This window comes from Nocardia sp. NPDC052566 (genome assembly GCF_044547285.1).
Lineage (GTDB): Bacteria > Actinomycetota > Actinomycetes > Mycobacteriales > Mycobacteriaceae > Nocardia.
In genome coordinates this window covers 344,558-371,002 of record NZ_JBIUAF010000002.1, presented here as the reverse complement: position 1 = coordinate 371,002, position 26,445 = coordinate 344,558, and the positions used below count along the sequence as shown (strand labels likewise).

General features: G+C 68.1%; 21 protein-coding genes and 1 tRNA gene. 9 read left to right on the top strand and 13 right to left on the bottom strand.

Features of this window, described 5'->3' with window-relative positions; genetic code table 11:
* The first annotated feature begins 97 nt into the window (after nucleotides 1–97).
* The gene (locus ACIG5A_RS09050; RefSeq protein WP_397239519.1) at nucleotides 98–814 is read left to right on the top strand and encodes an LGFP repeat-containing protein; all 717 of its coding nucleotides are present in this window, start codon (nucleotides 98–100) and stop codon (nucleotides 812–814) included.
* Here the strand turns inward: ACIG5A_RS09050 and ACIG5A_RS09045 are convergent.
* Genes ACIG5A_RS09045 through ACIG5A_RS09000 form a run of 10 tightly spaced genes read right to left on the bottom strand, consistent with a single transcriptional unit; the run spans nucleotide 798 to nucleotide 11,682 of the window.
* The gene (locus ACIG5A_RS09045) at nucleotides 798–2,114 is read right to left on the bottom strand and encodes a cytochrome P450 (RefSeq protein WP_397239517.1); all 1,317 of its coding nucleotides are present in this window, start codon (nucleotides 2,112–2,114) and stop codon (nucleotides 798–800) included. The genes ACIG5A_RS09050 and ACIG5A_RS09045 overlap by 17 nt on opposite strands.
* Complete coding sequence (locus ACIG5A_RS09040) at nucleotides 2,111–3,295, bottom strand: MFS transporter (RefSeq protein WP_397239515.1); 1,185 nt, start codon at nucleotides 3,293–3,295, stop codon at nucleotides 2,111–2,113. The genes ACIG5A_RS09045 and ACIG5A_RS09040 overlap by 4 nt, the downstream gene beginning before the upstream one ends.
* A gap of 25 nt (nucleotides 3,296–3,320) precedes the next feature.
* Entirely contained in the window at nucleotides 3,321–4,271 is a 951-nt protein-coding gene (locus tag ACIG5A_RS09035) for an NAD(P)-dependent oxidoreductase (protein WP_397239513.1), read from the bottom strand.
* Nucleotides 4,271–5,554, bottom strand: coding sequence for a cytochrome P450 (locus tag ACIG5A_RS09030; RefSeq protein ID WP_397239511.1), 1,284 nt, complete (start codon nucleotides 5,552–5,554; stop codon nucleotides 4,271–4,273). The genes ACIG5A_RS09035 and ACIG5A_RS09030 overlap by 1 nt, the downstream gene beginning before the upstream one ends.
* The gene (locus tag ACIG5A_RS09025; protein ID WP_397239509.1) at nucleotides 5,544–6,221 is read right to left on the bottom strand and encodes a GNAT family N-acetyltransferase; all 678 of its coding nucleotides are present in this window, start codon (nucleotides 6,219–6,221) and stop codon (nucleotides 5,544–5,546) included. Before ACIG5A_RS09025 ends, ACIG5A_RS09030 begins: the two co-directional genes overlap by 11 nt.
* A 3-nt stretch (nucleotides 6,222–6,224) precedes the next feature.
* The gene (locus tag ACIG5A_RS09020; protein WP_397239507.1) at nucleotides 6,225–7,397 is read right to left on the bottom strand and encodes an acetyl-CoA carboxylase biotin carboxylase subunit family protein; all 1,173 of its coding nucleotides are present in this window, start codon (nucleotides 7,395–7,397) and stop codon (nucleotides 6,225–6,227) included.
* Nucleotides 7,351–8,469: a pyridoxal phosphate-dependent aminotransferase gene (locus tag ACIG5A_RS09015; RefSeq protein ID WP_397239505.1), complete on the bottom strand. Its 1,119-nt coding sequence runs from the start codon at nucleotides 8,467–8,469 to the stop codon at nucleotides 7,351–7,353. Before ACIG5A_RS09015 ends, ACIG5A_RS09020 begins: the two co-directional genes overlap by 47 nt.
* Nucleotides 8,462–9,418 carry an arginase family protein gene (locus ACIG5A_RS09010; RefSeq protein ID WP_397239503.1) on the bottom strand — a complete coding sequence of 319 codons (957 nt, stop codon included), beginning with the start codon at nucleotides 9,416–9,418 and terminating at the stop codon, nucleotides 8,462–8,464. Before ACIG5A_RS09010 ends, ACIG5A_RS09015 begins: the two co-directional genes overlap by 8 nt.
* The gene (locus ACIG5A_RS09005) at nucleotides 9,411–10,439 is read right to left on the bottom strand and encodes a methyltransferase (protein ID WP_397239501.1); all 1,029 of its coding nucleotides are present in this window, start codon (nucleotides 10,437–10,439) and stop codon (nucleotides 9,411–9,413) included. The genes ACIG5A_RS09010 and ACIG5A_RS09005 overlap by 8 nt, the downstream gene beginning before the upstream one ends.
* 16 nt (nucleotides 10,440–10,455) lie before the next feature.
* On the bottom strand, nucleotides 10,456–11,682 hold the full coding sequence (locus ACIG5A_RS09000; protein WP_397239499.1) for a 4-hydroxyphenylacetate 3-hydroxylase N-terminal domain-containing protein: 1,227 nt from the start codon (nucleotides 11,680–11,682) through the stop codon (nucleotides 10,456–10,458).
* Between the two features lie 454 nt (nucleotides 11,683–12,136).
* Between ACIG5A_RS09000 and ACIG5A_RS08995 the strand changes: the two genes are divergently transcribed.
* The 8 genes from ACIG5A_RS08995 to ACIG5A_RS08960 are packed head-to-tail and all read left to right on the top strand — an operon-like array spanning nucleotide 12,137 to nucleotide 23,416.
* Nucleotides 12,137–16,864: an SDR family NAD(P)-dependent oxidoreductase gene (locus tag ACIG5A_RS08995; protein WP_397239497.1), complete on the top strand. Its 4,728-nt coding sequence runs from the start codon at nucleotides 12,137–12,139 to the stop codon at nucleotides 16,862–16,864.
* The gene (locus ACIG5A_RS08990) at nucleotides 16,861–17,709 is read left to right on the top strand and encodes a 3-hydroxyacyl-CoA dehydrogenase family protein (RefSeq protein ID WP_397239495.1); all 849 of its coding nucleotides are present in this window, start codon (nucleotides 16,861–16,863) and stop codon (nucleotides 17,707–17,709) included. Before ACIG5A_RS08995 ends, ACIG5A_RS08990 begins: the two co-directional genes overlap by 4 nt.
* Before the next feature lie 4 nt (nucleotides 17,710–17,713).
* On the top strand, nucleotides 17,714–17,980 hold the full coding sequence (locus ACIG5A_RS08985) for an acyl carrier protein (protein WP_397239493.1): 267 nt from the start codon (nucleotides 17,714–17,716) through the stop codon (nucleotides 17,978–17,980).
* Nucleotides 17,980–19,107 carry an acyl-CoA dehydrogenase family protein gene (locus ACIG5A_RS08980; protein WP_397239491.1) on the top strand — a complete coding sequence of 376 codons (1,128 nt, stop codon included), beginning with the start codon at nucleotides 17,980–17,982 and terminating at the stop codon, nucleotides 19,105–19,107. The genes ACIG5A_RS08985 and ACIG5A_RS08980 overlap by 1 nt, the downstream gene beginning before the upstream one ends.
* Before the next feature lie 29 nt (nucleotides 19,108–19,136).
* Complete coding sequence (locus ACIG5A_RS08975) at nucleotides 19,137–20,204, top strand: HAD-IIIC family phosphatase (protein WP_397239489.1); 1,068 nt, start codon at nucleotides 19,137–19,139, stop codon at nucleotides 20,202–20,204.
* Nucleotides 20,201–20,959, top strand: coding sequence for a thioesterase II family protein (locus ACIG5A_RS08970; RefSeq protein WP_397239487.1), 759 nt, complete (start codon nucleotides 20,201–20,203; stop codon nucleotides 20,957–20,959). The genes ACIG5A_RS08975 and ACIG5A_RS08970 overlap by 4 nt, the downstream gene beginning before the upstream one ends.
* Nucleotides 20,956–21,681, top strand: coding sequence for a 4'-phosphopantetheinyl transferase family protein (locus ACIG5A_RS08965; protein WP_397239485.1), 726 nt, complete (start codon nucleotides 20,956–20,958; stop codon nucleotides 21,679–21,681). Before ACIG5A_RS08970 ends, ACIG5A_RS08965 begins: the two co-directional genes overlap by 4 nt.
* A complete protein-coding gene (locus ACIG5A_RS08960; protein WP_397239483.1) occupies nucleotides 21,662–23,416 on the top strand; it encodes a fatty acyl-AMP ligase in 1,755 nt (584 codons plus the stop codon). The genes ACIG5A_RS08965 and ACIG5A_RS08960 overlap by 20 nt, the downstream gene beginning before the upstream one ends.
* Nucleotides 23,417–23,425: 9 nt before the next feature.
* Here ACIG5A_RS08960 and ACIG5A_RS08955 read toward each other — a convergent pair whose 3' ends face one another.
* The 3 genes from ACIG5A_RS08955 to ACIG5A_RS08945 all read right to left on the bottom strand — a co-directional run bounded on the left by ACIG5A_RS08955 (nucleotide 23,426) and on the right by ACIG5A_RS08945 (nucleotide 26,047).
* Nucleotides 23,426–24,313 (bottom strand): diacylglycerol/lipid kinase family protein, encoded by an 888-nt coding sequence (locus ACIG5A_RS08955; RefSeq protein WP_397239481.1) that lies wholly within the window; start codon nucleotides 24,311–24,313, stop codon nucleotides 23,426–23,428.
* Between the two features lie 21 nt (nucleotides 24,314–24,334).
* A tRNA-Leu gene (locus ACIG5A_RS08950) sits at nucleotides 24,335–24,421 on the bottom strand.
* A 108-nt stretch (nucleotides 24,422–24,529) separates the two neighbouring features.
* Entirely contained in the window at nucleotides 24,530–26,047 is a 1,518-nt protein-coding gene (locus tag ACIG5A_RS08945) for a LuxR C-terminal-related transcriptional regulator (RefSeq protein WP_397239479.1), read from the bottom strand.
* Nucleotides 26,048–26,445 lie beyond the last annotated feature (398 nt).

The following is a 26,445-nucleotide window of genomic DNA, read 5'->3' as shown; positions in this document are numbered from 1 at the left end:
CCGAGTTAACCAATAGTTTCGCTAACGATCACGCGGCGTGCGCCGATACATCCGATGATCTGAAGTTCCACGCGCACCGACTGCCCTGGGAGACCTCGTGACTTCATATTTACGCGCCGCCGTGCTCGCCGTCGCGGCCATCGCCGTCGCCGATCCCGCGGTGGCGGCCGCGCGGCCGATCGGGAACTTCGATGTCGGCGGCGCCATCGAAGTGGAATACGACCAGGCGGGTGGCGGCCCCGTGTTCGGTGATCCGGCGACGCCGGAACTGCCCGCGGGCGCGGGCGGGCGTTTCCAGGCCTTCGAGCGTGGTTCATCGATCTATTGGCATCCCGATACCGGCGCGCACCAGGTCGGCGGCGCCATTCGCGACAAGTGGGGCGAACTCGGCTGGGAGAACGGCGCGCTCGGGTACCCGGTGACGCGCGAACAGCGCACCGCGAACAACCCCGGCGCCTTCAACCACTTCCAGCGCGGCTCCGTCTACTGGTCGCTCGGCACCGGCGCGCATCAGATCGGCGGCGCGATCCGCGACAAGTGGGCGGCCTACGGCTGGGAGAACGGTGCGCTCGGCTTCCCGCTCACCGACGAGGCCGCCGCGGGCAAGGGCGGCCGCTACAACGTCTTTCCCAGCGGGGCGATCTACTGGTCCGCCCGCACCGGCGCGCATCCGGTCTGGGGCGCGATCAGGGACAAGTGGCTGGCGCACGGCGCCGAGAACGGCAGCTACGGTTTCCCGACCAGCGACGAATACGACTACGAGAACGGCAAGGCGCAGGAGTTCCAAGGCGGCCGGATCACCTGGCGGCCGTAGCGGGCGCCGCGGCGGCGGTGATCACCATGCGCGCGCCGTGCGCGGGCACATTGGTGATGTTGCGGATCCGCCCGCGCTCGCCCTGTGCCGCGGTGAACCGGTAGCGCGACAGCACTTCGCGCAGCACCACCGTGCCCTCCATCAGCGAAAGGCTCGCGCCGATGCAGCGGCGGACACCGCCGCCGAAAGGTAGCCAGGTGTTCGGCGCGAGGCTCCCGTCGAGGAATCGCTCGGGCCGGAAGCGCTCCGGCTCAGCATGATTGACGAGATCTTGATGGGCGAGCACGATCGAGGTGTGCACTACGGTGCCGCGCGGCAGCGGGATGCCGCCGATCGTCATATCCCTCGTCAGTTGTCTTGGTACACCGCCGATGACGGTGCGGCGGCGCATCGCCTCCTTGAGCACCGCCTCCAGGTACCTGTCGTCGCCGTCGTGGGCGGCCTGGCGGGCGCGCTCCTGAACAGCTGGGGCGGCGGCCATTTCGTGCAATGCCCAGGACAGCGCGGACGCGGTGGTCTCGTGGCCCGCCAGCAGCAGTGTGACAAGTTGGTCGCGTAGTTCGGCATCGGTGAGTGGTTCGTCACCGGATCCGACGGCGAGCAACCGGGACAGCACATCGGTGCGCCGGTCCTGCTCCGGTTGCGCACGGCGCCTGGCGATTTCGGCGTACAGCACGGAATCGAGCGCGACCTTGTCCTGCTGGAACCGCTTCCACAGTCCGAACCGCTGCAGCCGCGGCCACTTGAAGCCGAGGAACACCACCGGGTTGATATCGAGGATGCGGCGAAGTAGCGGCATCAGCTCGGCCCGCCCGCGCTCGTCGGTGACCCCGAAGACGACCTGCATGATCACCTCGAGTGTCAGGTCCTCCATCCGGTCCAGGGTGGTGACCGTCGAACCGGGCGCCCACGTGTCGACGTGCGCCTCGGCGATCGCCTCGACCAGCGCGCGGTAGCCGGCGAGCGCGGATCCGGTGAAGGCGGGCATCAGCAGGCGGCGGGCGCGCGCGTGCTCGGCCTCGTCGGTCAGCAGCAGCGAATGCTCCCCCATGATCGCCTCCAGCGACCGATTGCCTTCTCCCGCATGCAGATCCGCCGGATCGGCGGCGAAGATCTCCCTGATGTGCTCCGGCCGGGAGAACACCACGACGTGCTCGGGCATCGGCGGCACCAGCCGCAGGGTGAACACGTCGCCGAACTTTCTGGCCTGGGTGGTCATGAACCAGGCGTGCCATTTGGTGTGCAGCAGGGCCTGCACCACCCTGGGTAGTCGCGGGCCCGGTGGATAGCGATCGGTCACGAGGTTGTCCTTCCGGAGAGCTGCGAGGTCGTCGAACGGTCGACGAAGCGCTCGATGATCAGGAATGCGAGCGCGCCGAGTATCGCGGCGCTGATCGGTATCGCGAACGGGCCGGACAGCGAGAGCACGACGCCGCCCGCGATGCTGCCGAGCGTGACGCCGAGGTAGGTCGACGACGAATTGAGCGCCACCACTTGGGTTTCCGAGCCCGGCGCCAGATCGAGCAGCATGGTCTGCACCGCGGGCACATTCCAGTAGATGGACAGCGCCCACGCGATGGTCAGCGGCACGAGCACCAGCCACGGCACCGGCGCGAACGCCGAAAGCGCCGCGAACGCGATCATGGTGGCCAGGAACAGCCCGAAACCGACCCGCAGGCCGTTGGACGCGCCCTTCTTGTCCACGAAGATGCCGCCGATCACCGAGCCGACCAGACCCGCGACGCCCGCCACCGCGAACAGCACACCGCGTTGGCGCAGCGTCGATTCCGCGAAGGCCGCAGCGAACGGGCCGAAGTAGGTGAACATCATCAGCGATCCGCCGATCAGCACGGTATTGCCGAGCAGCACGATCAGCACCGGCCTGCGCGAGAGCGCGGCCAGGCTCTCGCGGGCCGACACCGGCTCGGCGCTGGTCGTGAGACTCGCACGGCACCAGAACAACAGCAGCGTCGACACCGCGCTCAGCGCGGCGAACAGCACGAAGTTGCCACGCCAGCCGAAGAAGCTCGCACCGAGCGTGCCGATGGGCACGCCGAGCGCGAGCGCGCCGACGATGCCCGCGGACACGATGCCGATATAGGCGCTGCGCCGCTCCGGCGGCGCCAGGGTGGACACGAGCGCGAACATCGACGGCACACAGGTCGCCGCGGCCGCGGCCGCGAGCACGCGCAGGATCAGCAGCAGCCAGAATGATCCGGCGGTGGCCGAAAGCAGGTTCGCCGCGATGAATACCGCCGAGGCACAGGAGAACACGACGAACCTGTTGCGGTGCGCCGAGGCGAAGGCGATCAGCGGCGCACCGATCACCAGCACCAGCGAGTAGACCGAGATCAGTTGTCCCGCCGCGGATTCCGAGACATTCAAGGTGTCGGCGATCTCGGGCAGCACGCCCGCGATCATGTAGTCGTCGGTGTAGAAGACGAAGACGGCGAAGGCGATCGACAGCAACCACAGTGGCATCGGGACTCCAAACCGGACGTGCGGGTCAAGGGATCAGGTAGTCCACGGCGATCTCCCGTGGGTCGAGGCGAACCGCCGTTTCCAGTGTGGCCGAAGCGATCCGCTTCGCGGTGGCGAAGATGGAAAGCCAATCGCGGTGGTACAGCGGATCCGCGTCCCACGGCCGCCACGCGATGTGCGGTGTCAGCGTCACCAGGCCGCGTTCGGCGAACGGGCGAAGCCGCGCCGCCCGCTCCCCTGTCTCCACATCGGCGCTCAGATGGCCGGTGCCCGCCGCCAGCCAGCGCAGCAGCGCGTCGAAGTCCACCGGCGAGGACCGCGCCGGGTTGATCACGTGCCCGTCGGGGCGCAGGCAGCGCAGCAGCCGGTCATCGATGAACCCGGTGAGTTCGGCCATGCCGGGCAGCGCGACGACCAGCAGGTCGGCGCGGCCGTCCGGCAGTTCCTCGATCGGTATCGCCTTGGCGGCGTAGTCGATCGGATGCGCGGTCCGCGAGCGCGGCCTGACCACGGTGACCGTGACACCGAGTCCGGCGAGTGCACCCGCGACCGTGCGACCGAACGCGCCGAAGCCGACGACAAGCGCCGCACGCCGATTGAAGGGTTTGGGTATCGGATCGCCCGGCGACTTACTCGCGCAATGCATTACGTGGCGGGTGACCACGTACTCCGACAGCGACGCGGCGTACGCCCGTGCACTCCTTGTCACCAGGTTCGCCTTCGCCAGCGTGTCCAGGTGCGGATAGCCGAATCCGGAGGACACCAGATGCACCCAGGAATGCGTGGTGGCACGGGTCATTTCGGCGAGCTCGGCACCGGTCAGGTCGTGCGCGGCGAGTGCGACCATCTTGTGGGTCAGGGCCGCGCCCGGCACCGCGCGTTCGACCCGCACCCCGAGCGCGGCGCCGACGGCGGCGGGATCGGTGGAGGCGCCGACGCAGTAGAGCGTCGAGGCGTCCACCCGCACGGCGCACATCACCGGCCTCCGCTCAATGTCATCGGCGCGCGGACATATCCGTGCAGCACCACCGAGTCCCGCCACTGCCTGCCCGGCCGCAGCCTGGCATCCGGGAACGCGGTGAGGAACGCGCCTACCGCGACCTGGGACTGCACCTTGGCGAGCGAGGCGCCGAGGCAGCGGTGCACGCCCGTCGAAAAGCTCATGCTGGTCCGCTCGGCGACGTTCTCCACGCTCAGCTCACCTGGATACGGGTAGGCGCGCGCGTCGTAATTGGTTGCCCCGACCCAGATCAGCGCCCCGGTGCCCGCGCGCACCGCATGGGTGCCGAGCACGGTGTCGACCCGTGCGGTCCGATGCGTCAGCTGGATGGGCGAATCGAACCTGAGCAGCTCCTCGAACCAGGCGTCGGACAGCTGCCCGTCGGTGAGCACCTCCTCGGCCAGCCCCCGTTCCAGCACGGTGACAATGGAATTCGCGATGAAGCTGACCGTGGTCTCGAAGCCCGCCGCGAAGACGAAGCCGACCAGCGTGACCAGCTCGGGGAAGGTGAGCTCGCCGGCGAGGTGCTTGCGCACACAGCTCTTCAGGAACCCGTCCCCGAGCACGTCCGGATCCTTGCGGACATCGAGGAGGAAGTCGGTGAATCGCCGGGCCGCGTTCATGCCGCGCCGATACTCCGGGAAGGTGATGCCGACGTCGAGCAGCTTCGCGCCGTTGGCGCCGAGCGCGTCGAGCATCTCGAAACCGAGATCGGGGAAGCCGAGGAAGTCCGAGACCACACGGATGGGGATCTTGCGCGCGTAGTCCTCGACGAGATCGATATCGGTGCGGCCCACCAGATCCGCGAGCACCGCCTCGGTGTGCTCGGCGATGATATCGCTCGAGCTCAGCACCGCCCGGTGGGTGAACAGCGGGAACACCAGTTTCCGCAGGCGGGTGTGCTCGGGCGGATCGGTGAACACCAGGGCGGGCGCGTCCAGGGCGACGGGAACGGACCGGCGGGTCAGCCACCGGTACAGTCCCGCCGCCGCGGGGATCGCCACGGGCTGGTCCGCGGACCAGTCGCCGCTGCGAAGGATCTCTTCGCTCTCCGCGAATCCGGTGATGATCAGCCCCGCCGCGCTCTCGTGGATGCCGGCGGCGGTGCCGATCTTGGTCAGCATCTCCCGGTAGGGAGCGCCTTTTTCGGGTGGTCTCAGGAACAGGCGGCCGATGTCGTCCTCCGCGCCGAGCATCGACGCGGGCAGCAGCCGCAGCGGCCCGTGCAGCAGGAACCAGCGCAGTGGGTCAGTGATCATCGAGTTTGCGGAGAACACTGTCCACACCCCCTTGTCGAGCCATGGCGGCGTAGAAGTTCTGCCGCTCGAATCGGAACAGGGCGGCGCGCTTGTGCGGCAGCTCGATCTCGCCGACCTCGGTGCCGTCCACGATCGCGCATACGTTGCGGTCGAGTGTGCGCACCAGATGGTTGCTCGCGGTCGGATCCGAGATCACCCCGGTGCATTCCGGATAGGTGGCGAAGATGCCCGCGATGATCACCACCCAGAACGGCAGCGCGTACCCGAAATAGTCGACCTCGCCGATGCAGCCGTGCATGCCCATATCGCGTTCCGGCGTGTCGTAGTAGTCGGCGACCACGTCGAGTGCGACACGGTACAGCTCGACATACCCGCCGCGCTGTCCGTGCTGCCCGACGAGGAAGGGCCGAGTCTTGTTGTCGGAGAACTGGAATGCGATCTCCTCGCGCCAGCCGTCGCCGCCCCAGTCCTTGTTCATCGCGAACTTCACGTGCGGCTCGGCCATCCACCGCGCCACCAGATCGATCTCGTCCGGCGTGCCGGGCGTGACCGGTGTCAGCTCCCACGGCTCGTGCAGCGTCAGCGGCTGCCACGGCTGCACCGCGAATCCCGTTGCCGGCGTGCCCGATCGGCGCGACCGATCGATGGGCGCTCGCTTATCCGCCATTCATCACCCCTCGTTCGCTCCCGCCAGTACCTCGAGCGCGGCCATGACCTCATCGGCGGATTCGCCACGCACCCTGGCCCGCCCGCCGAGGGTGATCCGATCGAAGCTCGCCTCGACCGCCAGATCGCCGATGCGCTCGGCCCCGTCGATCGGCCGCCCGACCCGCCACAGCCAGCCCGCCGACGCCGCGGCCTCGACCTTCGGCTCCGGCCAGGCGAACCCGGCCTGGATGGACAGGTTCAGCAGCTCCAGATCGACGCCGGTGATCACCCGCGACTGGAACGGCACCTCGCCGCCGGAGGCGCGCGCGCAGATCTCGCTGACCACGACGTCCGCCGGATCGTCACCGCTGGACAGGTATTCCACGTGCGCCGTGAACGCGCCGTCGAGCCCGAGCGCGGTGCAGGCACGGACGGCGAGGGCGGCAAGCCATTCCTCGGTCTCGGCGTCGACGCGCGCCGATCCCGACGGCCCGCCCTTAGTCAGGTCGAGCAGCGAGCGGATGTAGCGGCCCGAGAACAGGTGTGTCGCAACGCCGTTCAGCACCAGCACCTCGGAGTGGTACTGCGGGCCGGTCAGCAGCCGTTCGACAAGGCCGTCGCCGAGCGCGGCGACCTCGACGTCGCCGAACCGCTCGATCCTGATGCCACGCAGGTTCGCCTCGGCGGTCGGTTTGACCACGACCAGCTCGTCGTCGCCGAAACCCGTGCACCCGCCCGCCGTTTCGATCCCCTCGGCCGTCACGATGAGCGATTCCGCCACCGCGATGCCCGCCGATTCGAGCAGCCCCCGCATGATTCCCTTGTTCCGGTAGTGCTCTCGCGATACCGGAATGGTGGTGGTCAAGCCGCGTTCACCGCACAGCAGCGGCGCGACGTCGAGCAGGTATTCGTCGTTGGTGACGATCGCCGTCGCCGCGGCGGGAATCAGCGACGACCAGTCGGCGATCTCGGCGATCCGCTCCTCGAACATCCCGTCCAATGCCACATCGCCGTCGCGGACCAGCGGCACCTCACCGGTCCGCAGGACGAGCAGGCCCGCGCCGGTGGCCGCGACGGCGGCGGCGAACTCGGCGACGCCGACGCTGCCCAGCCCCTGCCTGGCCTGGAGCAACACCACCGTCGCACGGTCAGCCGATGACAACACGTCGCCACGATTCGAGCTGTTGGTAGACATGCTGACAACCTACGATGACCGATTCCGGATCGCGGGCCAATGAGATGCGAATCAGGTCGGTGCCGAGTTCGGGCCGCTCCCAATAGAACAGCTCGCCGGGCAGCACGTGCACACCCGCCTCCTTCAGCTCCGTGTACAGCGCGGTCGCCCGCACGCCCGCGGGCAGCCGGAACACATCGACCGAGATGCGCGAATCCGGGTAGGCCGGAGTCAGTTTGATGTGCTCACGCGCCAGCGTCCTGTTGTGCTGGATCCCGCCGCGCAGCCGGTCGTAGCCGCCGTGGCGCCCGTCCTCGGCGAACAGCTCGACGACGCGCAGGATGAACGGTGAGGCCGACAGCATGTGATCGGAGTACATCCGTGCCAGCGGCAGCGGATTGGCGCGATTCCAGTTCAGGAACCCGACCTTCAATTCCTGCAGCGGCCACAGCTTCCCGGTGTCCTCGATGACCACCCAGTTCAGCTCGTAGTGCTCCAGCACCGCGTACATGTCGTACTGCGCCCGGAGATCCTGTGCGCGAAAGCACGAGTCGATGACGAGCACCGTGCCGCGCTCCGCGCACGCGGCCGCGATCTGGTGCAGCCGCTGCTCCTCGAGCACGGTGCCGGTCGGGTTGTTCGGCGTGACGATGAACAGCACGCCGTCGGCGGGCGGGACCGACTCCAGATCACCGGTCGCCAAGGTGGTTTCGGCGACGGAGCGGAATTCCAGGCCGTGCCCGGCGAGCAGGTCGTGCAGGTTGTCGAAGGTCGGCTCGACCATCGTCACGCACTTACCCGCGTCGCGGATCGCCTTGCCGACGAGATCGATGGCGGTGGACGAGGAGTAGCAGCTGCGGTAGTGGATATCGTCGGCGAGCGCGCGGTACTGGCCGATCGAGGAGAGAAACGCGGTGCGCGAGTCGCGCTCGACCACGCCGACCGGTGACTTGCGTGCCTCCCAGAACACGTCGGGAAACGCGGCGACGATCTCGGTTTGCCCGGCGGACAGCGACATTCGCGGATGCCCGTCGGACAGGTTCACGCCCTCGATGAGGGCCTCGACCTCCAGATCGGTGCTGTTGTCATGCATGCGCGCTCCTCGATGCGGCCACCATGGCCAGGATTTCGAAGATCACCGCGACGCCCAGATGCGCGGTGATGTCGGCCGTGTCGTACGGCGGCGAGATCTCGACGAGCGAGACGGTGCGAATATTTCGCAGGTCGAGTTCGCGGAGCAGGCGCAGCGCGAACGCCGAGGACGGGCCGCCGACCTCCGGCGTTCCGGTGCCCGGCGCGTAGGCGGGATCGACGAAATCGATATCGAAGGTGAGCGCGATCGGAGTGCCGCCGACCCGGTCCGCGACGAGCCCCGCGAGTTCGGTGCAGCCGAGCGCGACCGCCTCGTCGCTGGTGATCATGGTGAATCCGAGGTCGTCCTCGGCCAGATCCTCCTTCGGCACGCTGCCGCGCATACCGATCTGGATGCTGGTCGCCGGGTCGATGAGCCCCTCCTCGACCGCCCTGCGGTACACCGTGCCGTGGAAGTGCTTGACGCCGAAGTAATCGTCGAGCACATCGCGGTGCGCATCGAGCTGGACCAGCGACAGCGGCCCGTGATGGCGTGCGGCCGCGCGCAATTCGGCGATGGCAAGGCTGTGGTCGCCGCCGACGAGGATGGGCAGCGCGCCGACCGTGTGCACCGCGTCGACCCCCCGCTCGATCAGCTCGAGTGTGCGCATGTGGTAACCGGGCACGACGTGCACGTCGCCGCCGTCGACGACCGACAGCACCTCGTTGATGACCAAACGGCGTTCCCTGCTGCCGAATCGGGCGAGGGTACTCGCGGCACGCACGGCCTCCGGGCCGAATCTGGCCCCGCTGCGATAGCCCGTCGCGCCATCGATCGGCACGCCCATGATGACGGCGTCGACGCGGTCCTCGGCGGTCAGCTCCCCCACCGGCCGGTACGGGAGCCGGAAGAAGGTGCGCGGCCCCGAGCTGAGCCGCGAGACCGCCTGGCTGTCGGTGAAGTCAGTCATCGCCGGTGCCCTCGGCGGCAACGGTCTTGGCCCGCACCAGCATCGCGGTCACGATGCCGGTCTCGTCGAGACCAGGGGTATCGGCGTCGCTGACGACGACCTCGAGCCCCTCGCTCTCGTACAGGTCGATCCAGTACTGTTTCGGCGCCAGCCGCTGATCGGTGAACGGATGCAGCAGGAAGTAGTGGTTGTAGTAGTTCGTACAGTGCCGGTCGGTCATTCGCGCGGCATCGTCCCAGCAGTAGTCGATATCGATCACCAGCAGTTCGAGTCCGGGATTGGTGTCGAACAGCGAGCGCAGGAAGGCGCGCACGCCGGGTTCGCCGTCCTGGCCCAGGATTTCGTGGATGACGAAGCTGATGATGCCGAAATCGAAGTGCTTGTCGGTGGACTGGAGGAATCCGATGGCATCGGCGTTGGCGATCTCGATGCGATCGGCGTGCGGCGAGCCCGCGACGAATTCCACCGCGGCGGCGGCGCCCTCGGGGCTCGGCTCGATGCCGGTGAGCCGCATCCCGGGATAGCGCTCGGCCAGCGTCGTCAGGAAAATGCCGCTGCCGCAACCGAGATCGATGCCGCTGGTGTAGGTCTTGCCGCGCTGCTCGAGTACCCGGTACATGAGCGGAATCGCGTCGTGCACGCTGATCTCACAGCTGCCGACGCCGACCATCTTGCCGTCGCGCGCCACCGCCGCGGTATCGGTGAAACCGGCGCCGATGCCGAGGAAGGTCTTGCCGTAGCCGCCGATCATCATCTGATACCAGCCGCGCGCCTCCCAGATGCGCACCAGTTTGTCGGTGGCGCGATCCTCGGCGGTATAGCCCGCCGTATCGAGGAACAGCCGCACCGCCTCGACCCGCTCCGGCGGAATACCCGCCGCCGTCAGTGCCTTGCGCACCGGAATCCCCGCCACCACAACCTGTTCCAGAATCCCGTGCTCGATCAGGTTGTACAGCACTGCCGACTGCACGAATCCGCTGAACGGCTCCAAGGCTTCGATCAGGCGCTCGCGTGTGAGCATGTGTCAGATACCTCTCTCAGTGTGCGGCGAGCCGGTCGGGGTCGCCGACGAAGGCCAGCTCGTATTTGGTCTGCCGGAACCCGTACGCGCCCGCGGCCAGATTGGTGAACAACGTCCAGTCCGCCAGTTGCGGTGCGGCCGCGAGCAGTCCGCGCCGCTCGGTCCTGCCCGGTTTCGGGCAGATCAGGTCGAGGCCGGCGATCTGGGCGAGCAGCGTCGTCGCGCCCTCGATCCGCTCGGTGAAATTCCCGATGCCCTGCAACAGGATCGTGCGCTGCGCGGACCAGAACCCGTAGCGCGGATCGAAGGCCGCCGATTCGATGGCGCGTTCGAGATCGCGCTCGCAGCTCGACGCGAAGCGGGCCAGCTTGGCGAGGATCACCTCGGGTTCCTTGGCCGAGGTCTGCCCGCTCTCCAGCACCCGCTCTGCCAGCGTGTGATACATCCGCGCCTTCGCGGCCATCCTTGCCAGCGCCTGCACCCAGGCGGGCCCGGTCATGCCGGTACGCTCACGCAGCCGGTTGCACGCCTCGACGGAGCCGTCGATGAACACCCGCGAATACGGGATGAAGGCGTCGCGGAACTCGATGATCGCGTCCTGCTCGTCGAGCGCGTCGATGGATTCGTCCGGATCCTCACCCGCCCTGCGGAATCCGGCGCGCTGATGCACCGTCACGCCCGCACTGTCCGGCGCGACGGCGAAGCACAGCGCCGCGTCGGCGTCGGCGGGTGTGAGCGGGCGGTACGGGTAGATCAGCAGGACATCGGCGTAGGGCGCGAGGGTTGCCAACTGCTTGAACCCGGTCAGATACACGCCTTCGGAGTCACGGCGCACGACCCGCAGCACGCGGTCCTCGGCAATGCGCCCGCGCTCGGAGATGTCGGAGATCGCGTGCGTCAGCACCGAATTCGCCGCGGCGCAGTCCCGATGGAACTCGCGCACCCGGTCGGCCCCCTCGCCGAAGTGCCCGGCGTTCGCGGCCCACGCGGTCACGATGCCCGCGAGGAAATCGGGGCTGCGCCCGAGCAGTCCGCCGGACCGGTCCGCGAACGCGCGCAGCTGGCCCGCGTACTCGGCGAATTCGGCGGCGGTGGCGGGCGCGACCCAGATGCGCTGCCAGAACGAGGTGAGCTCCGGATCGGCGCGTAGCCGGTCCAGCGTGGTCAGGAAGGGCGTTCGAGCCAGCTCGGACACCGTCGTGGTAAGGCCATTGCCCTGATAGCCGACCTGCTGAGTTTCCACTGGATTTCGCTTTCTCCCCGAGATCGCAGCCGCGGTGATGTGAAATGACCGATTTTGGGCGATTCCGCCCCCCGGTTATGGTTATCTTGAATAAGCAACGCCTGTCCGAAACCCCTTCTCCGAAGTTAGCTGCCTCCTCGGGGAAGGGCCAATCAAACAGGTGTGACGCTGATCACACACGAAACTCTCCGCGCCAGCTGATGCGCATTTTATATATCGCCTCTGAAATTATTCTGAAACGGCTAGAACAGCGGGGTTGACCTGCTGTTATGTCATCGAATCGCAAGGGCCGCAGACAAACGTATTGCACGAATAATTGCTGGATGTTAGATTCGTTTCGCGCCACGGGGATACCACCCCATGCCTCGCCACACGTACCTCAGACAAATAATCACGCGCGGTAGCGACATCTCCATAGTCAAGGCCGTGGCCTGATAGTTGAAGGGCGATATTGGTGGATACACATCGGGCAGCGGCGGATATTTCCGGCCGGGCGGCGATCGAGGAATGGCTTGCCGAAAAAGTCGGTCAGATCGTCGGAATAGCGCCCGCCGCGGTGGACAGGACGCTGAGCTTCGCCGAGTACGGCCTGACCTCCTCCGATGCGGTCGGGCTCTCGGGTGAGCTGGAGGAACTGCTCGCCAGGAGGCTGTCCGAGACCCTGCTCTACGAGTTCCCGACGATAAGTCAGTTGAGTGCGGAACTGACCGGGACCGTGCTCGACGCACCGGTGCTCGACGAACCCGCACCGAGCTACGACGAGGACACCGCGCTGTGCGTCGCGGGCATGGCCTGCCGGTTCCCCGGCGGGGCCGAGACGCCGGACCTGTTCTGGCGCAACCTGATCTCCGGCGTCGACGCGGCCACCGATGTGCCGCTCGATCGCTGGGACGCCCGCCGCTACTTCGATCCCGATCCCTACCGGCCGGGCACCTCCTACACGACGCGGGGCGGATTCCTCGACGATATCGCCGGTTTCGACGCGGCCTTCTTCGGCATCTCCCCGCGCGAGGCGGTGCGGATGGATCCACAGCAGCGCCTGCTGCTGGAGGTGGCGTGGTCGGCGCTCGAGGACGCGGGCCTGGCCGCGGATCAGTTGCGTGGCAGCCGCACCGGCGTCTTCGTCGGCATGATGGCGAGCAATCAGTACGCGACCGTGCTGACCGAGCGCGGCGGGCAGCGCGAGCTCGACGATCCGTACCTCGGCCTCGGCACCGCGCCGAGCGTCATGGCGGGCAGGCTGTCCTATCTGCTCGATCTGCGCGGGCCGAGCCTGGTCGTCGACACCGCGTGCTCCTCGTCGCTTGTCGCACTGCACCTGGCGATGAACAGCATTCGCGACGGCGAATGCGATCGCGCGGTGGTCGCGGGCGTGAGCGCGACCCTGCATCCCGACACCTTCCGGCAGGCGTGCAAGATGCGGATGCTCGCACCCGACGGCCGGTGCAAGACCTTCGACGCGGCCGCCGACGGCTTCCTGCTCGGTGAGGGCTGCGGCGCGGTCGTCGTCGAACGGCTCGCCGACGCGCGCGCGGCCGGACACCAGGTGCTCGCGGTGCTGCGCGGCTCCGCTGTGAACCAGGACGGCACCAGCAACGGATTGACCGCGCCGAGCAGGGCCGCGCAGGTCGCGGTGATCAGGCAGGCGCATCGGCGCGCGGGCATCGACGCCGGGGACGTCGACTACGTCGAGGCGCACGGCTCGGGCACCCAGCTCGGCGACGCCATCGAAATCAAGGCGCTGACCGAGGTTTTCGGCGCGGCGCGGCGGGCGCTGTACGTCGGCGCGGTCAAGACGAACATCGGCCACCTGACCGGCGCCGCGGGCATGGCGGGGTTGATCAAGACCATTCTCGCGCTGCGCGAGCGCGCCATCCCGCCGAATCTGCACCTGCGGCAGCCGAATCCGGCCATCGCCTGGGACCAGAGCCCGGTGCGGTTGCCCGCGGACACCATCGAATGGCCGAGCGCCGGCGCCAACCCGCCGACCGCGGGCGTCAGCTCGTTCGGCTGGTCGGGTACGAACGCGCACCTCGTGCTTTCCGCGCCGAGCGAGCCGGAAAGCCTTGCGCCACAGCGCCCCGAGCGCTCACACGTGCTTCCCCTCTCCGCACATTCGGACGACGCGCTGCTCACCTATTCGCGCGCGATCGCCGACCATCTGCGCGCCCATCCCGACGCCGACCCCGCCGCGGTCGCCACCACCATGCAATCGGGACGCAACGCCATGGCGCACCGAAGCTCGATCGCGTTCCGCGGCGCCGCCGACGCGGCGGCGGCGCTCGACGAGATCGGCGGACGGGTGCCGATCACCCAGGTAGCGCTCACTCAGGCAGCGCAGCGCGGCGCTGCCCGCCTGCATTTCCTCCTGCCCGGCACCGGCGACCACTTCCCCGGCATGGGCCGCGACGTGTACGACTCGGTGCCGGAATTCCGGGACGCGATCGACCGATGCGCCGCGGCGGCCGCCGAATCACTCGGCGCCGATCTGCGTACCGCGCTGTATCCGGCGGCGGCCCCGGCGGTTTCGGACCCGTTCGCGGCACTGCGCTCCGGTGCGGCCGCGCCGGTACCGGAACTCCTCGCGCGCATCGAACTGGCACACGCGTCGGTGTTCGCGCTCAACTACGCGGCGGCGCGGCTGTGGCAGCGCTACGGGATCGAGCCCGCCGGCCTGCTCGGCTACAGCCTCGGCGAATACTCCGCCGCCTGCCTGGCCGGTGTGTTCGACGTCGAGGCGGCACTGCCGCTCGTCGTCCGGCGCGCGCGGCTCATCGCCGACTCCGCGCCGAGCGCGATGCTCACCGTCGCGACCTCCGCCGACCGGATCGCCGAGTACCTCACCGCTACACGCACACTCGCGGCGGTGAACAGTCCAACCACGGTCGTGGTCGCGGGACCGGAGGCGGAAATCGGCGATCTCGAACAACTGCTGACCGCCGACGGCATCGCCTCGCGGCGCATCCAGACGACCCGCGCCGTGCACACGCCGCTGCTCCGCCCGTTGCGCGACAGGCTGATCGCGCTGTTCGACGGCATCGAACTGCGCGCGCCGCGTATCCCCTACGTCTCCAACGTCACCGGCGACTGGATCACCGCCGAGCAGGCGCGCGATCCCCGCTACTGGGCCGAGCACATGTGCGCCACAGTGCAATTCGCCGACGGTGTGCGCGCGCTGGCAGGCGCCGATCGCGGCGTGTTGCTCGACCTCGGCTCCGGTCAGCTCGGCAGTCTTGCCGCCCAAGCGTTGTCGGGCGAGGTCGTCGCGCTGCCCACGCTGCGCGGCAGCACGCTGCGCGACCAGGACGATTTGGTGGTGGCGCGCACGCTCGGCCGGATCTGGTCCGCCGGTGCGCCGGTGGATTGGTCGCGCGCCGGGTCGGGCGGCGCCATGACGTCGCTGCCGACGTATCCCTTCGAACATCGCCGGTTCTGGCCGGAGGCCGGTCCGGTGGAGCCGATCCACAGCGCGGGTCCCGAGGTCTACGAACCACACTGGGTCACCGAGGCGGCGACGCGAACCTCCGGCCACGGCCCCTATCTGGTTTTCGCCGACCACGGGACACCGGGTGGCGAGCTCGCCGGCCTGCTGACGCAGGCACTGGACAGCGCCGACTCGGTAACCATCCACCCCGGAACCGAATTCGAGGCGACCGACGACGGCTATCGCCTCCGCCCCGGTGAACCCGATGACTACGCACGGCTGCTCGACGCGCTGGGCCAGCGGGATCTGTTACCGCGCACCGTCGTTCATCTGTGGTCGGTGACCGGTCAGGCTTCGGCGGATACCGGTATCGGCACCGATACCGGATATCGCACGCGCGGCTACGACAGCCTGGTCGCGCTGGCAAAGCAGCTCGGCCGCCGCTGCGCCGACGGCTGCCGGATACTGGTCGTCACCGATCACGCCCAGCTCGTCGATGCCGAGGACATCCTGCATCCCGGCAAGGCGACGCTCACCGGTCCCGCCCTGACGATCGGTCAGGAGTATCCCGGGCTCGCCGTGCGCACGCTCGACGTCCGCACACCGGCCGACGATCTCGCCACCGCCCTACTCACCGAAACGCACTGGCCGGGTACGGCATCCACCGTCGCACTGCGCGGGCGGCGCCGCCTGGTGCGCCGCCTCCGGCGCATCGCCACCGAAACATCCACCACCCCGTACGTGCGCGATCGCGGCGTCTACGTCATCACCGGCGGCACCGGCACCATCGGCCTGCGCGCGGCGGCGCACCTCGCCGCGGCCGCCACCGAGGTGCGACTGGTCCTGCTCGGCCGCACCCCGCCGCGTCACCTCGACGAGCACAAGCTGGCCGCGATCCGGGCCATGGAAGCCGATGGCGCGCAGGTGCTCGTCCTGCCATGCGATATCGGCGACCCGGCGAGCGCCGCCACGGCCATCGCCGACACCCGCGCCAGGTTCGGCCCCATCGACGGCGTGATCCACGCCGCCGGTGTGCTCTCGCCGGACGCCTTCGCCACCATCGACGCCATGACGCCCGAGACCGCCGCACCACACTTCCGTGCGAAGGTCGACGGCACCCGCGCGCTGGCCGAAGCGCTGCGCGGTGAGCAGCCCGATTTCGTGGTGCTGCTGTCCTCGATGTCGGCGGTGCTCGGCGGTATCGGCTTCACCGCGTACGCGGCCGCCAACGCCTTCCAGGATCAGTTCGTCCAATCGCGTGGCCTGCCAGGCGGGTCCGCGTGGCGCTCCGCGTGCTGGGACACCTGGCGCGGCACCGGGCACACCGGCGCCGACACGCTCGACACCTACTCGTTCGACGCCGCGGACGCGCTGGCGACGATGGACCGGCTCATCGTGAACGGGCCGGTGCGCGCGGTCGTTTCGGCCGGGCGGCTCCCGGATCGCCTCGCGGACTGGGTATCCGGCGCCGACCCGCTGCGCCACCGCGACCCGGGCACCGGCACCGCGTCCGACGGCACGCCGGAGGACTACCACCGCAGGCTCACCAAGCTGTGGCAGGAGGCGCTCGGCACCGAGCGGGTCGGCCCGCACGACGACTTCTTCGAATCCGGCGGCAATTCCCTTGCCGGACTTCAGCTGATCAACACCATCCAGCACGAGTTCAGGACGGTGGTCCCGATGATCGCGCTGCTCGAATCGCCGACCATCGCCGCCATGGCCGAGTTTCTGCTCACCGAAGGGAACAAGCGCGCATGAAACAGATCGGGGTCGTCGGTGCCGGCGTGATGGGCGCCGGACTCGCCCAGGACCTGGCGGCGCACGGATTCGACGTCGTGCTCGTCGATCGCTCCACCACGCAGCTGGACCGGGCGCGGGCGGAGGTCTACCGCTACTACCGCACCGGCAGGCTGTTCGGGCACGACACCGAGAAGTTCGGTGACATGACCGAGCGCGTCACCTACACCACCGCGCTCGCCGATCTCGGGTCGGCGGAGTTCGTCATCGAGAACATCACGGAGAACTGGCAACTCAAGGCCGAGCTCTATCCCGAACTCGACCGCGTCTGCCCGGCCGGGACGGTACTCGCGGCCAACACCTCGTGCATCCCGATCACCCGCATCGCGTCGGTGACCACCCGTCCCGAGCTGGTGCTCGGCATGCACTTCATGAATCCGGTGCCGATGAAATCCACCGTCGAGGTGATCCGCGGCTGGCACACCACCGACGAAACCATCGCCACCGCACAGGAACTGCTCACCGGGCTCGGCAAGCGCGGCATCGTCGTCACCGATATGCCGGGCTTCGTCTCCAACCGAGTGCTGATGCTGATGGTCAACGAGGCCATCTGCCTGGTCCAGGACGGTGTCGCGGGTGCGGCGGAGATCGACGACATCTTCCGCTCGTGCTTCGGTCACGCGTCGGGGCCGCTGGAGACGGCGGACCTGATCGGCCTCGACACCATCCTGTACAGCATCGAGGGCCTGCACGAGTTCTACACCGATCCCAAATTCCGTCCATCTCCCCTGCTGAAAAAGATGGTCGACGCCGGACTGCACGGCCGCAAGACCGGCCAGGGCTTCTTCACCTACCAACAGGATTGAGATCATGTTCACCGACGCTCGCTCCGAACTGCGTACCTTCGCCGCCACGAGATTTCCCGACGGGCAGCTTCGCGACGATCAGGACATCTTCGACAGCGGCTACGTCAACTCCCTGTTCGCCATGGAACTGGTCATGTTCATCGAGCAGCGGGTCGGCGCCAGGATCCCGAACGACGAACTGAGCCTGGACAATTTCCGGACCGTCGACGCGATGCTCGCCTTGGTCGCCAGGCTCACCGGCCCGGACGATCGCGCCACCGAGGTGGCGTAATGGATGCGGGCCCGCGCGAGATCCGCGGCTTCGTCGACGAATTCGTCGCGCCGAGGGCGGGCGAGTTCGACCGAGACGGCCGCATCGACCCCGCGGTGCTCGCCGCGTGCGCGGCACGCGGGCTCTGGGGCGCGGTATTGCCGTCGGCACAGGGCGGCACCGGTACCGGAATGACCGCGCTGGCCGAGCTGCACGAGGAAATCGGCCGTGGCTGTTCGTCTTTGCGCAGCCTGCTGACCGTCCATTCGATGGTGCTGTACGCGCTCGACCGGTGGGGTACCGAAAAGGCGAAGGCGCGCTGGAAGGCGGATATGGTCGCGGGCAACGCACTCGGCGCGTTCTGCCTGACCGAGCCGGCGGCCGGCAGCGATTTCACCGCACTGGAAGCCGACGCCGAACGCGACGGCGACGACTGGATCATCAACGGCCACAAGCTCTGGATCACCGGCGGTCAGCTGGCGGATGTGCTGCTTGTCTTCGCGCGCACCGCATCCGGCCCGGCCGCCTTCCTGGTCGCCGCCGACGCACCTGGCGTTCAGCGAATTCCGGTGCACGAGATCACCGGCACGCGCGGAAGTCAGCTCGCCGAGCTGGTTTTCGAGGACTGCCGGGTCACCGGCGACGATCTCGTCGGGCCCATCGGCATGGGCCTGCCGATCGCAACGGGCGTACTCGACATCGGCCGGTTCAGCGTCGCCGCCGGCTGCGTGGGCATTCTGCAGGCATGCCTGGAATCCTGTGTGAGCTACGCGAATACGCGCCGCCAGGGCGGCGGGCTGTTGCGCGAGCATCAGCTCGTCCAGCAGCTGATCGCGACGATCGCCACCAACACCAGGGCGGCCAGGCTGCTGGTGTGGCAGGCCGCGCGACTCAAGGACGCGGGCAGTCCCGACACCCTCATGGCCACCTGCATCGCCAAGCAGTTCGCCGCGACCGCCGCGGTGGCCGCCGCCAACGACGCGGTGCAGTTGCACGGCGCCCGGGGTTGCACCGACCGGTATCCGGTCGGGCGATACCTGCGCGACGCCAAGGTCATGGAAATCATCGAGGGCAGTACGCAAGTGCAGCATCTGCTGATCGCCGACGACGCCTGCCTGAACCAGGCCAGGATCGTCCGCATCGATTGACCGAGCGATACGAGGGTGGGAAGAATCCGATGAACCAGACCGCCACGCAGCATCCGCGGCCCATCAAATGTGTGGTGTGGGATCTCGACCACACGCTGTGGGACGGCGTCCTGCTGGAGAACGCCGCGATCACCGAACTCGCGCCAGGTATCCGCGAAACGCTTGCCGCACTGGACGAACGCGGCATCCTGCACTCCATCGCGAGCCGCAACGATCCCGGCCTCGCCATGGCGAAACTCACCGAGCTCGGCATCGCCGACTACTTCCTGCACCCGCAGATCGGCTGGCGGAACAAGTCCGCCTCGATCGCGGCCGTCGCCGAACTCCTCGATATCGGCATCGACGCACTCGCCTTCGTCGACGATCAGCCGATGGAGCGCGACGAGGTGGCGTTCACCCATCCCGAGGTGCGCTGCTACGACGCCACGGCGGCCGCGACGCTGCCCGAACATGCCGAGTTCCAGCCGAAATTCGTGACCGCGGACGCCAGGAGGCGCCGCCACATGTACCGGTCGGGCATCGAGCGGACGCGGGCCGAGGAACAGTTCGCCGGAACCAACGAGCAGTTCCTCGCCACCCTCGGCATGCGGTTCACCATCGGACCGGCCGGGCGCGAAGACATCGGCCGCGCCGAGGAACTTGTCGTACGGACCAACCAGCTGAACTCGACCGGGATCATGTACTCGGCCGAGGAGTTGGCCGCCTGCACCGAATCCGAGGATCACCTTCTCTTGATGGCGGATCTGGACGACAATTACGGCACCTACGGCCAGATCGGTCTGGCGCTCGTAGAGATCGCCGACGGGGAGTGGCGGCTGAAGCTCCTGCTCATGTCGTGCCGGGTGATCTCGCGCGGGGTCGGCACCGTTCTGCTGAACCACGTGATGCGCCTCGCCCAGGCGGCGGGCGCGCGGCTGATCGCCGAATACGTGCCCACCGAACGGAACCGGATCATGTACATCACCTACCGGTTCGCCAACTTCACGGAGCTCGGCGAGCGAGACGGAGTGACCCTGCTCGCCGCTCCGCCGACGCCGGCCCCACCGCCGCCGTCCTATCTCACCCTCGTCACCATGGAGGCGGTGCGAACATCATGACCGCCAACGCGATTCGTAGCAGCGGCTGGGTGCCGCACCCACCGGCCGGCAACGCGCCCGTGACGCTGTACTGCCTGCCCCACGCCGGAGCGGGGGCCTCGGCCTTCGTGCCGTGGCGCAAGCTGCTGCACCCCGAGATCGAGGTGGTGCCGCTGCAACCGCCGGGCCGCGAACTGCGGATGCGCGAACAACCGCATGACCGGGTCGAGTCGATGATCGGCGATCTGCTCGCGGCGATGGACGGCGCGTGGCGGGCACCGTTCGCGCTGTTCGGGCACAGCATGGGCGCGCTCGTCGCCTACGAGCTGGCCCGCGCGCTCACCGAACTCGGCCGTCCCCCTGTGCATTTGATCGTGTCGGCCCGGCGCGCACCGCAGCGGCCCTCGCGCCTGCCCTCGATCCCCGCGTCCTCGGATGCGCTGCTGCTCCAGCTGATTCGCGAGCTCGGCGGCACACCGCAGGCGGTGCTCGACGACGCGGAATGGCGCCGCATCCTGCTGCGGCTGATGCGCGCGGATATGACGCTCAACGAGTCCTACGGGCATCGGCCCGGCCCGCCGCTCGACATACCGATCACCGTGCTCGCCGGGCGCGCCGACACCCACGTCGCCGTCACCGATCTCGAGCAGTGGGCCCGATGCAGTTCGGGGGCGGTCGATATCAGGATGGTCGACGGCGGCCACTTCTTCGTGACCTCCCACCGCGACGAGGTGCTCGGCCATCTCAGGGACTGCCTGACGGGGCCACCGCGATGAGCCCGCTCGATGTCGACGTCTGGACGTTGCCGCTGACCGGCGGCTGCGCCCCGGCGGACCGGCGGCTGCTCGCCGCCGACGAGCTCGCCCGCGCCGACCGGTTCGACGCAGCAAGCGCCGCAGCCGATTTCGTACACCTGCGCGCGACGCTGCGCCGAGTGCTCGCCACCTACACCGGGACTCCGCCCGCCGAGCTCACATTCCGGCTCGGCAGCCACGGCAAACCGGAATTGACCTGCCGGACAGTGGCATTCAATCTGACACACACCCGAGGCCTCGCGCTTGTCGCGGTCGCGCCAACCGGATCCGTCGGCATCGACGCCGAATTCGTCGACGCCGCCATGGATCTGGCCGGACTGACCGCGCGCGTGCTCACCGCGCGCGAGGCGGCATCGGTCGGCACCGACCGGCGTCGATTCCTGCGGCACTGGGTAGCCAAGGAGAGCTACCTGAAGTGGCTCGGCGCGGGATTGACGATCGCACCGGATGCGCTGGAACTCTGCGCCGATTCCGGTGGCCTGCCGGTCATCTCGGCCGTCGGCGACGCACGCCTGCCGACCAGGAACGTGCACAGTCTCGACCTGGGCGCCCGGTATGCCTGCGCCCTCGTCTGCGACAGGAACCCGCGCCGCGTCACGCTGCGGCCCGCCGGGTATGTCGCCCCCATGAGCCTCGCCGCCACCACACACCAGGAGCACGAGAATGACAACTGTATCGCCTGATCGATCCGGCCCGGCCGCCCACCGCGACCCGACCGAACCGACCACTCTCGTCGAGCTGCTCACCTCCCGGGCAGCGTCGACACCGGACGAAGTGCGCTTCCGTTTCCTCGTCGACGGCGAAGAGCCCACCGCGTCACTGACTTTCGCACAGGTCGATCATGCGGCCAGAGCCTTGGCGGCCCACCTCGCCCGCTTCGCCCGCCCCGGCGATCGCGCACTGCTGCTCTACGCGCCCGGCCTCGACTTCGTGACCGCGTTCTACGGCTGCCTCTACGCGGGCGTGATCGCGGTACCGGTCGCACCGCCGCAACCGAGCAAGTTGCAGACCAGCCTCGCCAGGCTGGCGTCGATCACCCAGAACTCCGGCGCCGAATTGTTGCTCACCACCGCCGATATCGAGGTGCGGCTCTCTCCCGTGCTCGCGCATATCGACGGGTTCTCCGGGCTGCGGCCGATCTCCACCGACCGCATCGATGCCGCAGAGGCGGAGCAGTACCAGCCGGTACCGATCACCGGCGACACCATCGCCTACCTGCAGTACTCGTCTGGATCGACCGGTGAGCCCAAGGGTGTCGTGCTCACCCACACCAACGTGCTCACCAATATCGCCCTGGTTCACGAGCACGCCGAGGCAGACGAAGACAGCATCGGGGTGAGCTGGCTGCCCACCTATCACGATATGGGCCTGCTGATCATGGTCACCCAGCCCGTGTACAGCAACTGCCCGGTGATCGGCATGTCACCGCTGACCTTCGTGCAGCGTCCACAGCGCTGGATCGCCGCGCTGTCCCGCTTCGGCGCCACCCACACCGTTGCCCCCAACTTCGCCTTCGGGCTCGCCGTCCGGCGGATATCGGCCGAACAGGTGGCCGAATTCGACCTCTCCCGGCTGAAAGTGGCGCTGTGCGGCGCCGAGCCCATCCGCACCGAGACCATGACCGCGTTCGCCGAGCACTTCCGCGCCGCCCGCTTCGACGCGGGCGCGCTGTTCCCCTGCTACGGCCTCGCGGAGGCAACGCTCTTCGTGACCGGCGGGCCGTGCGGCAGCGGACTCACCACGGTTCAGGTCGACCCGAAAGCTTTGGGCGAGGGCAGGTTCGAGCCGGTGGCCAGCGGTGGGCGCGAATTGGTCGCCAGCGGTGCGCTCAACGACAGCTACGAACTGGTCCTCGTCGACTCCGAGACGCTCGATCCGGTACCCGCCGGGCGGATCGGCGAGATCTGCCTGCGCGGCGGCAGCATCGGCACCGGGTACTGGGCGGCCCCCGAGCTGTCGGTCGGCACGTTCTCCGTCGAAATCCCCGGCCGCACCGGCTATTTCCTGCGCACGGGCGATCTGGGGTGCGTCAGCGAAGGCCAGTTGTATGTCACCGGCCGCCGCAAGGATCTCATCATCGTCGACGGATACAACCACTACCCGACCGACCTCGAGGCCACCGCGATGGACAGCCATCCGGCAATACGCCCGGACCGCTGCGCGGTCTTCCAGGTCCTCGACGAGCGCGACCCCCGGCTCGTGCTGGTCGGCGAATTGGAGCGCGGCCTGACACCGACCCAGGCCGACGTCGAGGCCATCGCCACCGCGATTCGCCGCGCCGTCGGCGAGTACCACGGGCTGCGCCTCGACGATGTCGTCCTGGTCGCCGCGGGATCGATACCACTGACCTCCAGCGGCAAGATCCGCAGGTTCGAGGTCAGGGACGACTACCAGGCGGGCACGCTGACCGTCGTGTAGTGCCGAATGTCAGGTGGTGAGTAGTTCCGAACCCTGAATCCCCGCCGGCAACGGTGTCGGCACCAGTGCGGACAGCGCGGCGGGGAGAACGGACACCGTGTAAGAGCCACCGAGCGAGTCCAACTCGCCGTCGTACTCGATGCGCAGCGGCTCGCCATCGGTGCGCTCGACCCGAATCGTGCGGCCGCGCGCGTACTGCGGCGCCGAATTGCCGGTGAGCAGGCAGATATCGAGCAGGCCGTCGTCGAGCAGCGATTCCGGCAGCATCTCGAAACGGCCGCCCCGGTGGCGCATACCGCCGATGTAGGTGCCGAGCAGGTGATCCTCGTAGGTGAGCACCTCGTCGACGAAAACCCGGACCGGATAGGGCTTGTGCGAATCGAGCGCGGCCATCGTCGCCGCACTGAGCAGATCACGGCCCGACCCCGGCAGCTCCCTGGCGATAGCGAGGGTCGCAGGCAGCAGGCCGGTGGTCGTCCCGAGCAGCACGGTGCGGTCGAGCTCCTCGATCGCGGCCAAGTCGATGGCACAGCGCGCCAGCCGCCGATCCGCCAGTGCGGCAACGATTTCAGGCCACGGGCGATCGTCGCACAGGCCACGGTAGCTCGAATTGCCCGTACCGCCGGGCGCGACGAGCAGCGGTACCCGCACCCCCGCGCGGGCGAGCCCCGCGCACACCCGTCCCGCGGTGCCGTCGCCGCCGACGGCGATCACCACATCGGGCCGATCGCCGCCGTCGATATCGCGGGCAACCCGCTCGGCGTCGGCGGCACTACTCGGCTGCACGACGCGCAGCGCGAGACCCTTACGGTTGCTCAGGGTTTCGACGATGCCCGATGGATCACCGCCCGCCGTCGGGTTGACGATCACCAGTGCACTGACATCCCCGTCGACCATGCCGCCCTGCGCTTTCCCTCGTGGCGGAAGGGGCAGGATTCGAACCTGCGTGAGTGTTACCTCGACCGGGCTACCCGGCCCCCGTTGGGCCACTCCGGGAACCCTTCCACTGCGTTAGCGCTGCTAACAGTGTCACGGCGGTCTGAAACGCCACTGACACCGCGCGGGACCGCATCTCAGAGTCGCGTCAGACCGGACCGAAATCCTTGACCTGTGCTATCCGGACGCGTCGCGCCAATACCCTTCGGCTCGAAGGTTTCTCGGTCCAGGTGGATCGGAATCAATGCTGGTGACCGACCGCATGTAGGTGACGCAGTTGTCCTTGGCGGGCTCCTGTGGTTCCTGAGCGCCGCGATCGGCCTTCGCGACGAGCCTGCCGAGCTGAACGCGGGTGGAAATCGATAGCTTCTTGAAGATCTTCCTGAGGTGGAAGTTGACCGTATGCGGCGAGATGCCCAGGCGCGTCGCCACCTGCCGATTCGTCATGCCGCGGCCGACGAGCCTGGCGATCTCGAGTTCGCGGCTGCTGAGCAGCGACAGATCGGAGACGATCTCCGGCGCCGGTTCGGCGCGGCGCGCGGCGAGCGCGTCCTCGGCCGCGCGCGCCTGCCGCGCGGCCTCGAACGGGATCGCGGTGATACCGGACGGCGGCACCACGGTGGGTGGCTGGCGGCGCGGGAGCGGACGAATGCCGTTGCGCGGGCCGAAGATCGCGGCCGCGACGGTGCCATCGCCCGCGAAGGCTCTTCGGGCACGGTCGACCGCGGTGCGCAGGATGGGCATACCGGGATTGCGCTGTGCCAGCCGCTCGATGGCGCGCAGCACCTGCGAGGCCAGCTCCGCGTCACCGGCGTCGAGCGCGATCGCGATCAGCGAGGCGGGCCGCAGCACATCCTCGACGAAGTGCCCCGCGTCGGTGCCGAGCAGTTGCCAGTTCGCCCGCATGAATTCGACCGCGTCGTGCGAGCCGTGATCCGCGGCGATCAGGGTGGTCTCGGCGATGGCGGCCCGCGCGATCGAGTCGGACAGCACATGCCCGGTCTGCACCGTGTGGAACAGCTCCAGCGTGCTCGCGGCCGCGGCCGTCTCGCCGAGGCGCACGCACGCGGTCGCCGCGACCGAAAGCGCGAGTTTCACCGCGAGGGTGGTCTCCCGCTCCTCCGCGAGCCGCATCACCGTATTGGCCGATTCCAGCGCCTTGTCGAATTCGCCGGATTGCAATTGTATGTTCGCGCGCAACGCGACGGGTATCGGCGCACACACCTCGAGACCGGAGCGGCCGATCAGATCGTCCATTCCGGAAATGATGTTCTGCGCCTGCCCGGAGATATGAATATCGATGAGTTTCTTGGCGAGTAACATCGATGCATACATCTGCCACGTCGGGCTGAATTCGAGCGCGGATTCGATCGCCCGCTGATTCAGCCACAGCCCTTCCAATAGATCACCGCGGAACCAATGATTACTGGACATGACACATTGCGCGACAACCATGGAAATTCCGCCGTCGCCCTCGGCCGCCGAATCACCGAGCAGATCGGTCGCACCGACCGCACCCTCGTCGATCAGCGAGGCCAGGAATATACGGAGGCCACGGATCGAATCGGCGACCAGGATATTCGCGCCGAGATCGGCAATCACCTCGTCCACCACGGCGAGCGACGTGTCGATATCCCCGCGCAGAAAGCTGATCTTGGCCTGATTCAGCTTCTTGTTTATCGCATCGTCGATCACATCGGAATGATAGGCGGCAATGAGGTAGAGGACGTCGCTGATAGTGGATGGAGCGCCGGTCGCCCTACTCACCGAGTCTGCTGATACATTGATTCGGGTTTTCGACGACTCTATCAATTTCACCCCTGACGTCGGCCAAGCAGTAGCTCTCGCAGTAAACCACAGCTCGCGCGGGGCCGCACGATAATGAACATGCCGGTCGGTATTTTTAACTTGGACTTTGATTGTTTCGCGCCGATCGACCCCTACTACTAGGGGTAAGCCGTCCGTTCCGAGACGTCAACCCCTAAGAAGTCCGCCAAGTGACATCTACACCACACGGCGCCATGCGGCCACGCACCACCCGACTACCCGATCGAGCGATGGCTACCTGAACGAGCGGGTGTACGGCTACTTCA

Coding starts and splice junctions, on each gene's coding strand:
- ACIG5A_RS08975 (WP_397239489.1), top strand. CDS start 19,137: ATGAACCAGACCGCCACGCAGCATCCGCGGCCCATCAAATGTGTGGTG.
- ACIG5A_RS08965 (WP_397239485.1), top strand. CDS start 20,956: ATGAGCCCGCTCGATGTCGACGTCTGGACGTTGCCGCTGACCGGCGGC.
- ACIG5A_RS09040 (WP_397239515.1), bottom strand. CDS start 3,295: ATGCCACTGTGGTTGCTGTCGATCGCCTTCGCCGTCTTCGTCTTCTAC.
- ACIG5A_RS08990 (WP_397239495.1), top strand. CDS start 16,861: ATGAAACAGATCGGGGTCGTCGGTGCCGGCGTGATGGGCGCCGGACTC.
- ACIG5A_RS08980 (WP_397239491.1), top strand. CDS start 17,980: ATGGATGCGGGCCCGCGCGAGATCCGCGGCTTCGTCGACGAATTCGTC.
- ACIG5A_RS09030 (WP_397239511.1), bottom strand. CDS start 5,554: ATGATCACTGACCCACTGCGCTGGTTCCTGCTGCACGGGCCGCTGCGG.
- ACIG5A_RS08960 (WP_397239483.1), top strand. CDS start 21,662: ATGACAACTGTATCGCCTGATCGATCCGGCCCGGCCGCCCACCGCGAC.
- ACIG5A_RS09025 (WP_397239509.1), bottom strand. CDS start 6,221: ATGGCGGATAAGCGAGCGCCCATCGATCGGTCGCGCCGATCGGGCACG.
- ACIG5A_RS09005 (WP_397239501.1), bottom strand. CDS start 10,439: ATGCTCACACGCGAGCGCCTGATCGAAGCCTTGGAGCCGTTCAGCGGA.
- ACIG5A_RS09015 (WP_397239505.1), bottom strand. CDS start 8,469: ATGCATGACAACAGCACCGATCTGGAGGTCGAGGCCCTCATCGAGGGC.
- ACIG5A_RS09020 (WP_397239507.1), bottom strand. CDS start 7,397: ATGTCTACCAACAGCTCGAATCGTGGCGACGTGTTGTCATCGGCTGAC.
- ACIG5A_RS09035 (WP_397239513.1), bottom strand. CDS start 4,271: ATGTGCGCCGTGCGGGTGGACGCCTCGACGCTCTACTGCGTCGGCGCC.
- ACIG5A_RS09010 (WP_397239503.1), bottom strand. CDS start 9,418: ATGACTGACTTCACCGACAGCCAGGCGGTCTCGCGGCTCAGCTCGGGG.
- ACIG5A_RS08970 (WP_397239487.1), top strand. CDS start 20,201: ATGACCGCCAACGCGATTCGTAGCAGCGGCTGGGTGCCGCACCCACCG.
- ACIG5A_RS08955 (WP_397239481.1), bottom strand. CDS start 24,313: ATGGTCGACGGGGATGTCAGTGCACTGGTGATCGTCAACCCGACGGCG.
- ACIG5A_RS08985 (WP_397239493.1), top strand. CDS start 17,714: ATGTTCACCGACGCTCGCTCCGAACTGCGTACCTTCGCCGCCACGAGA.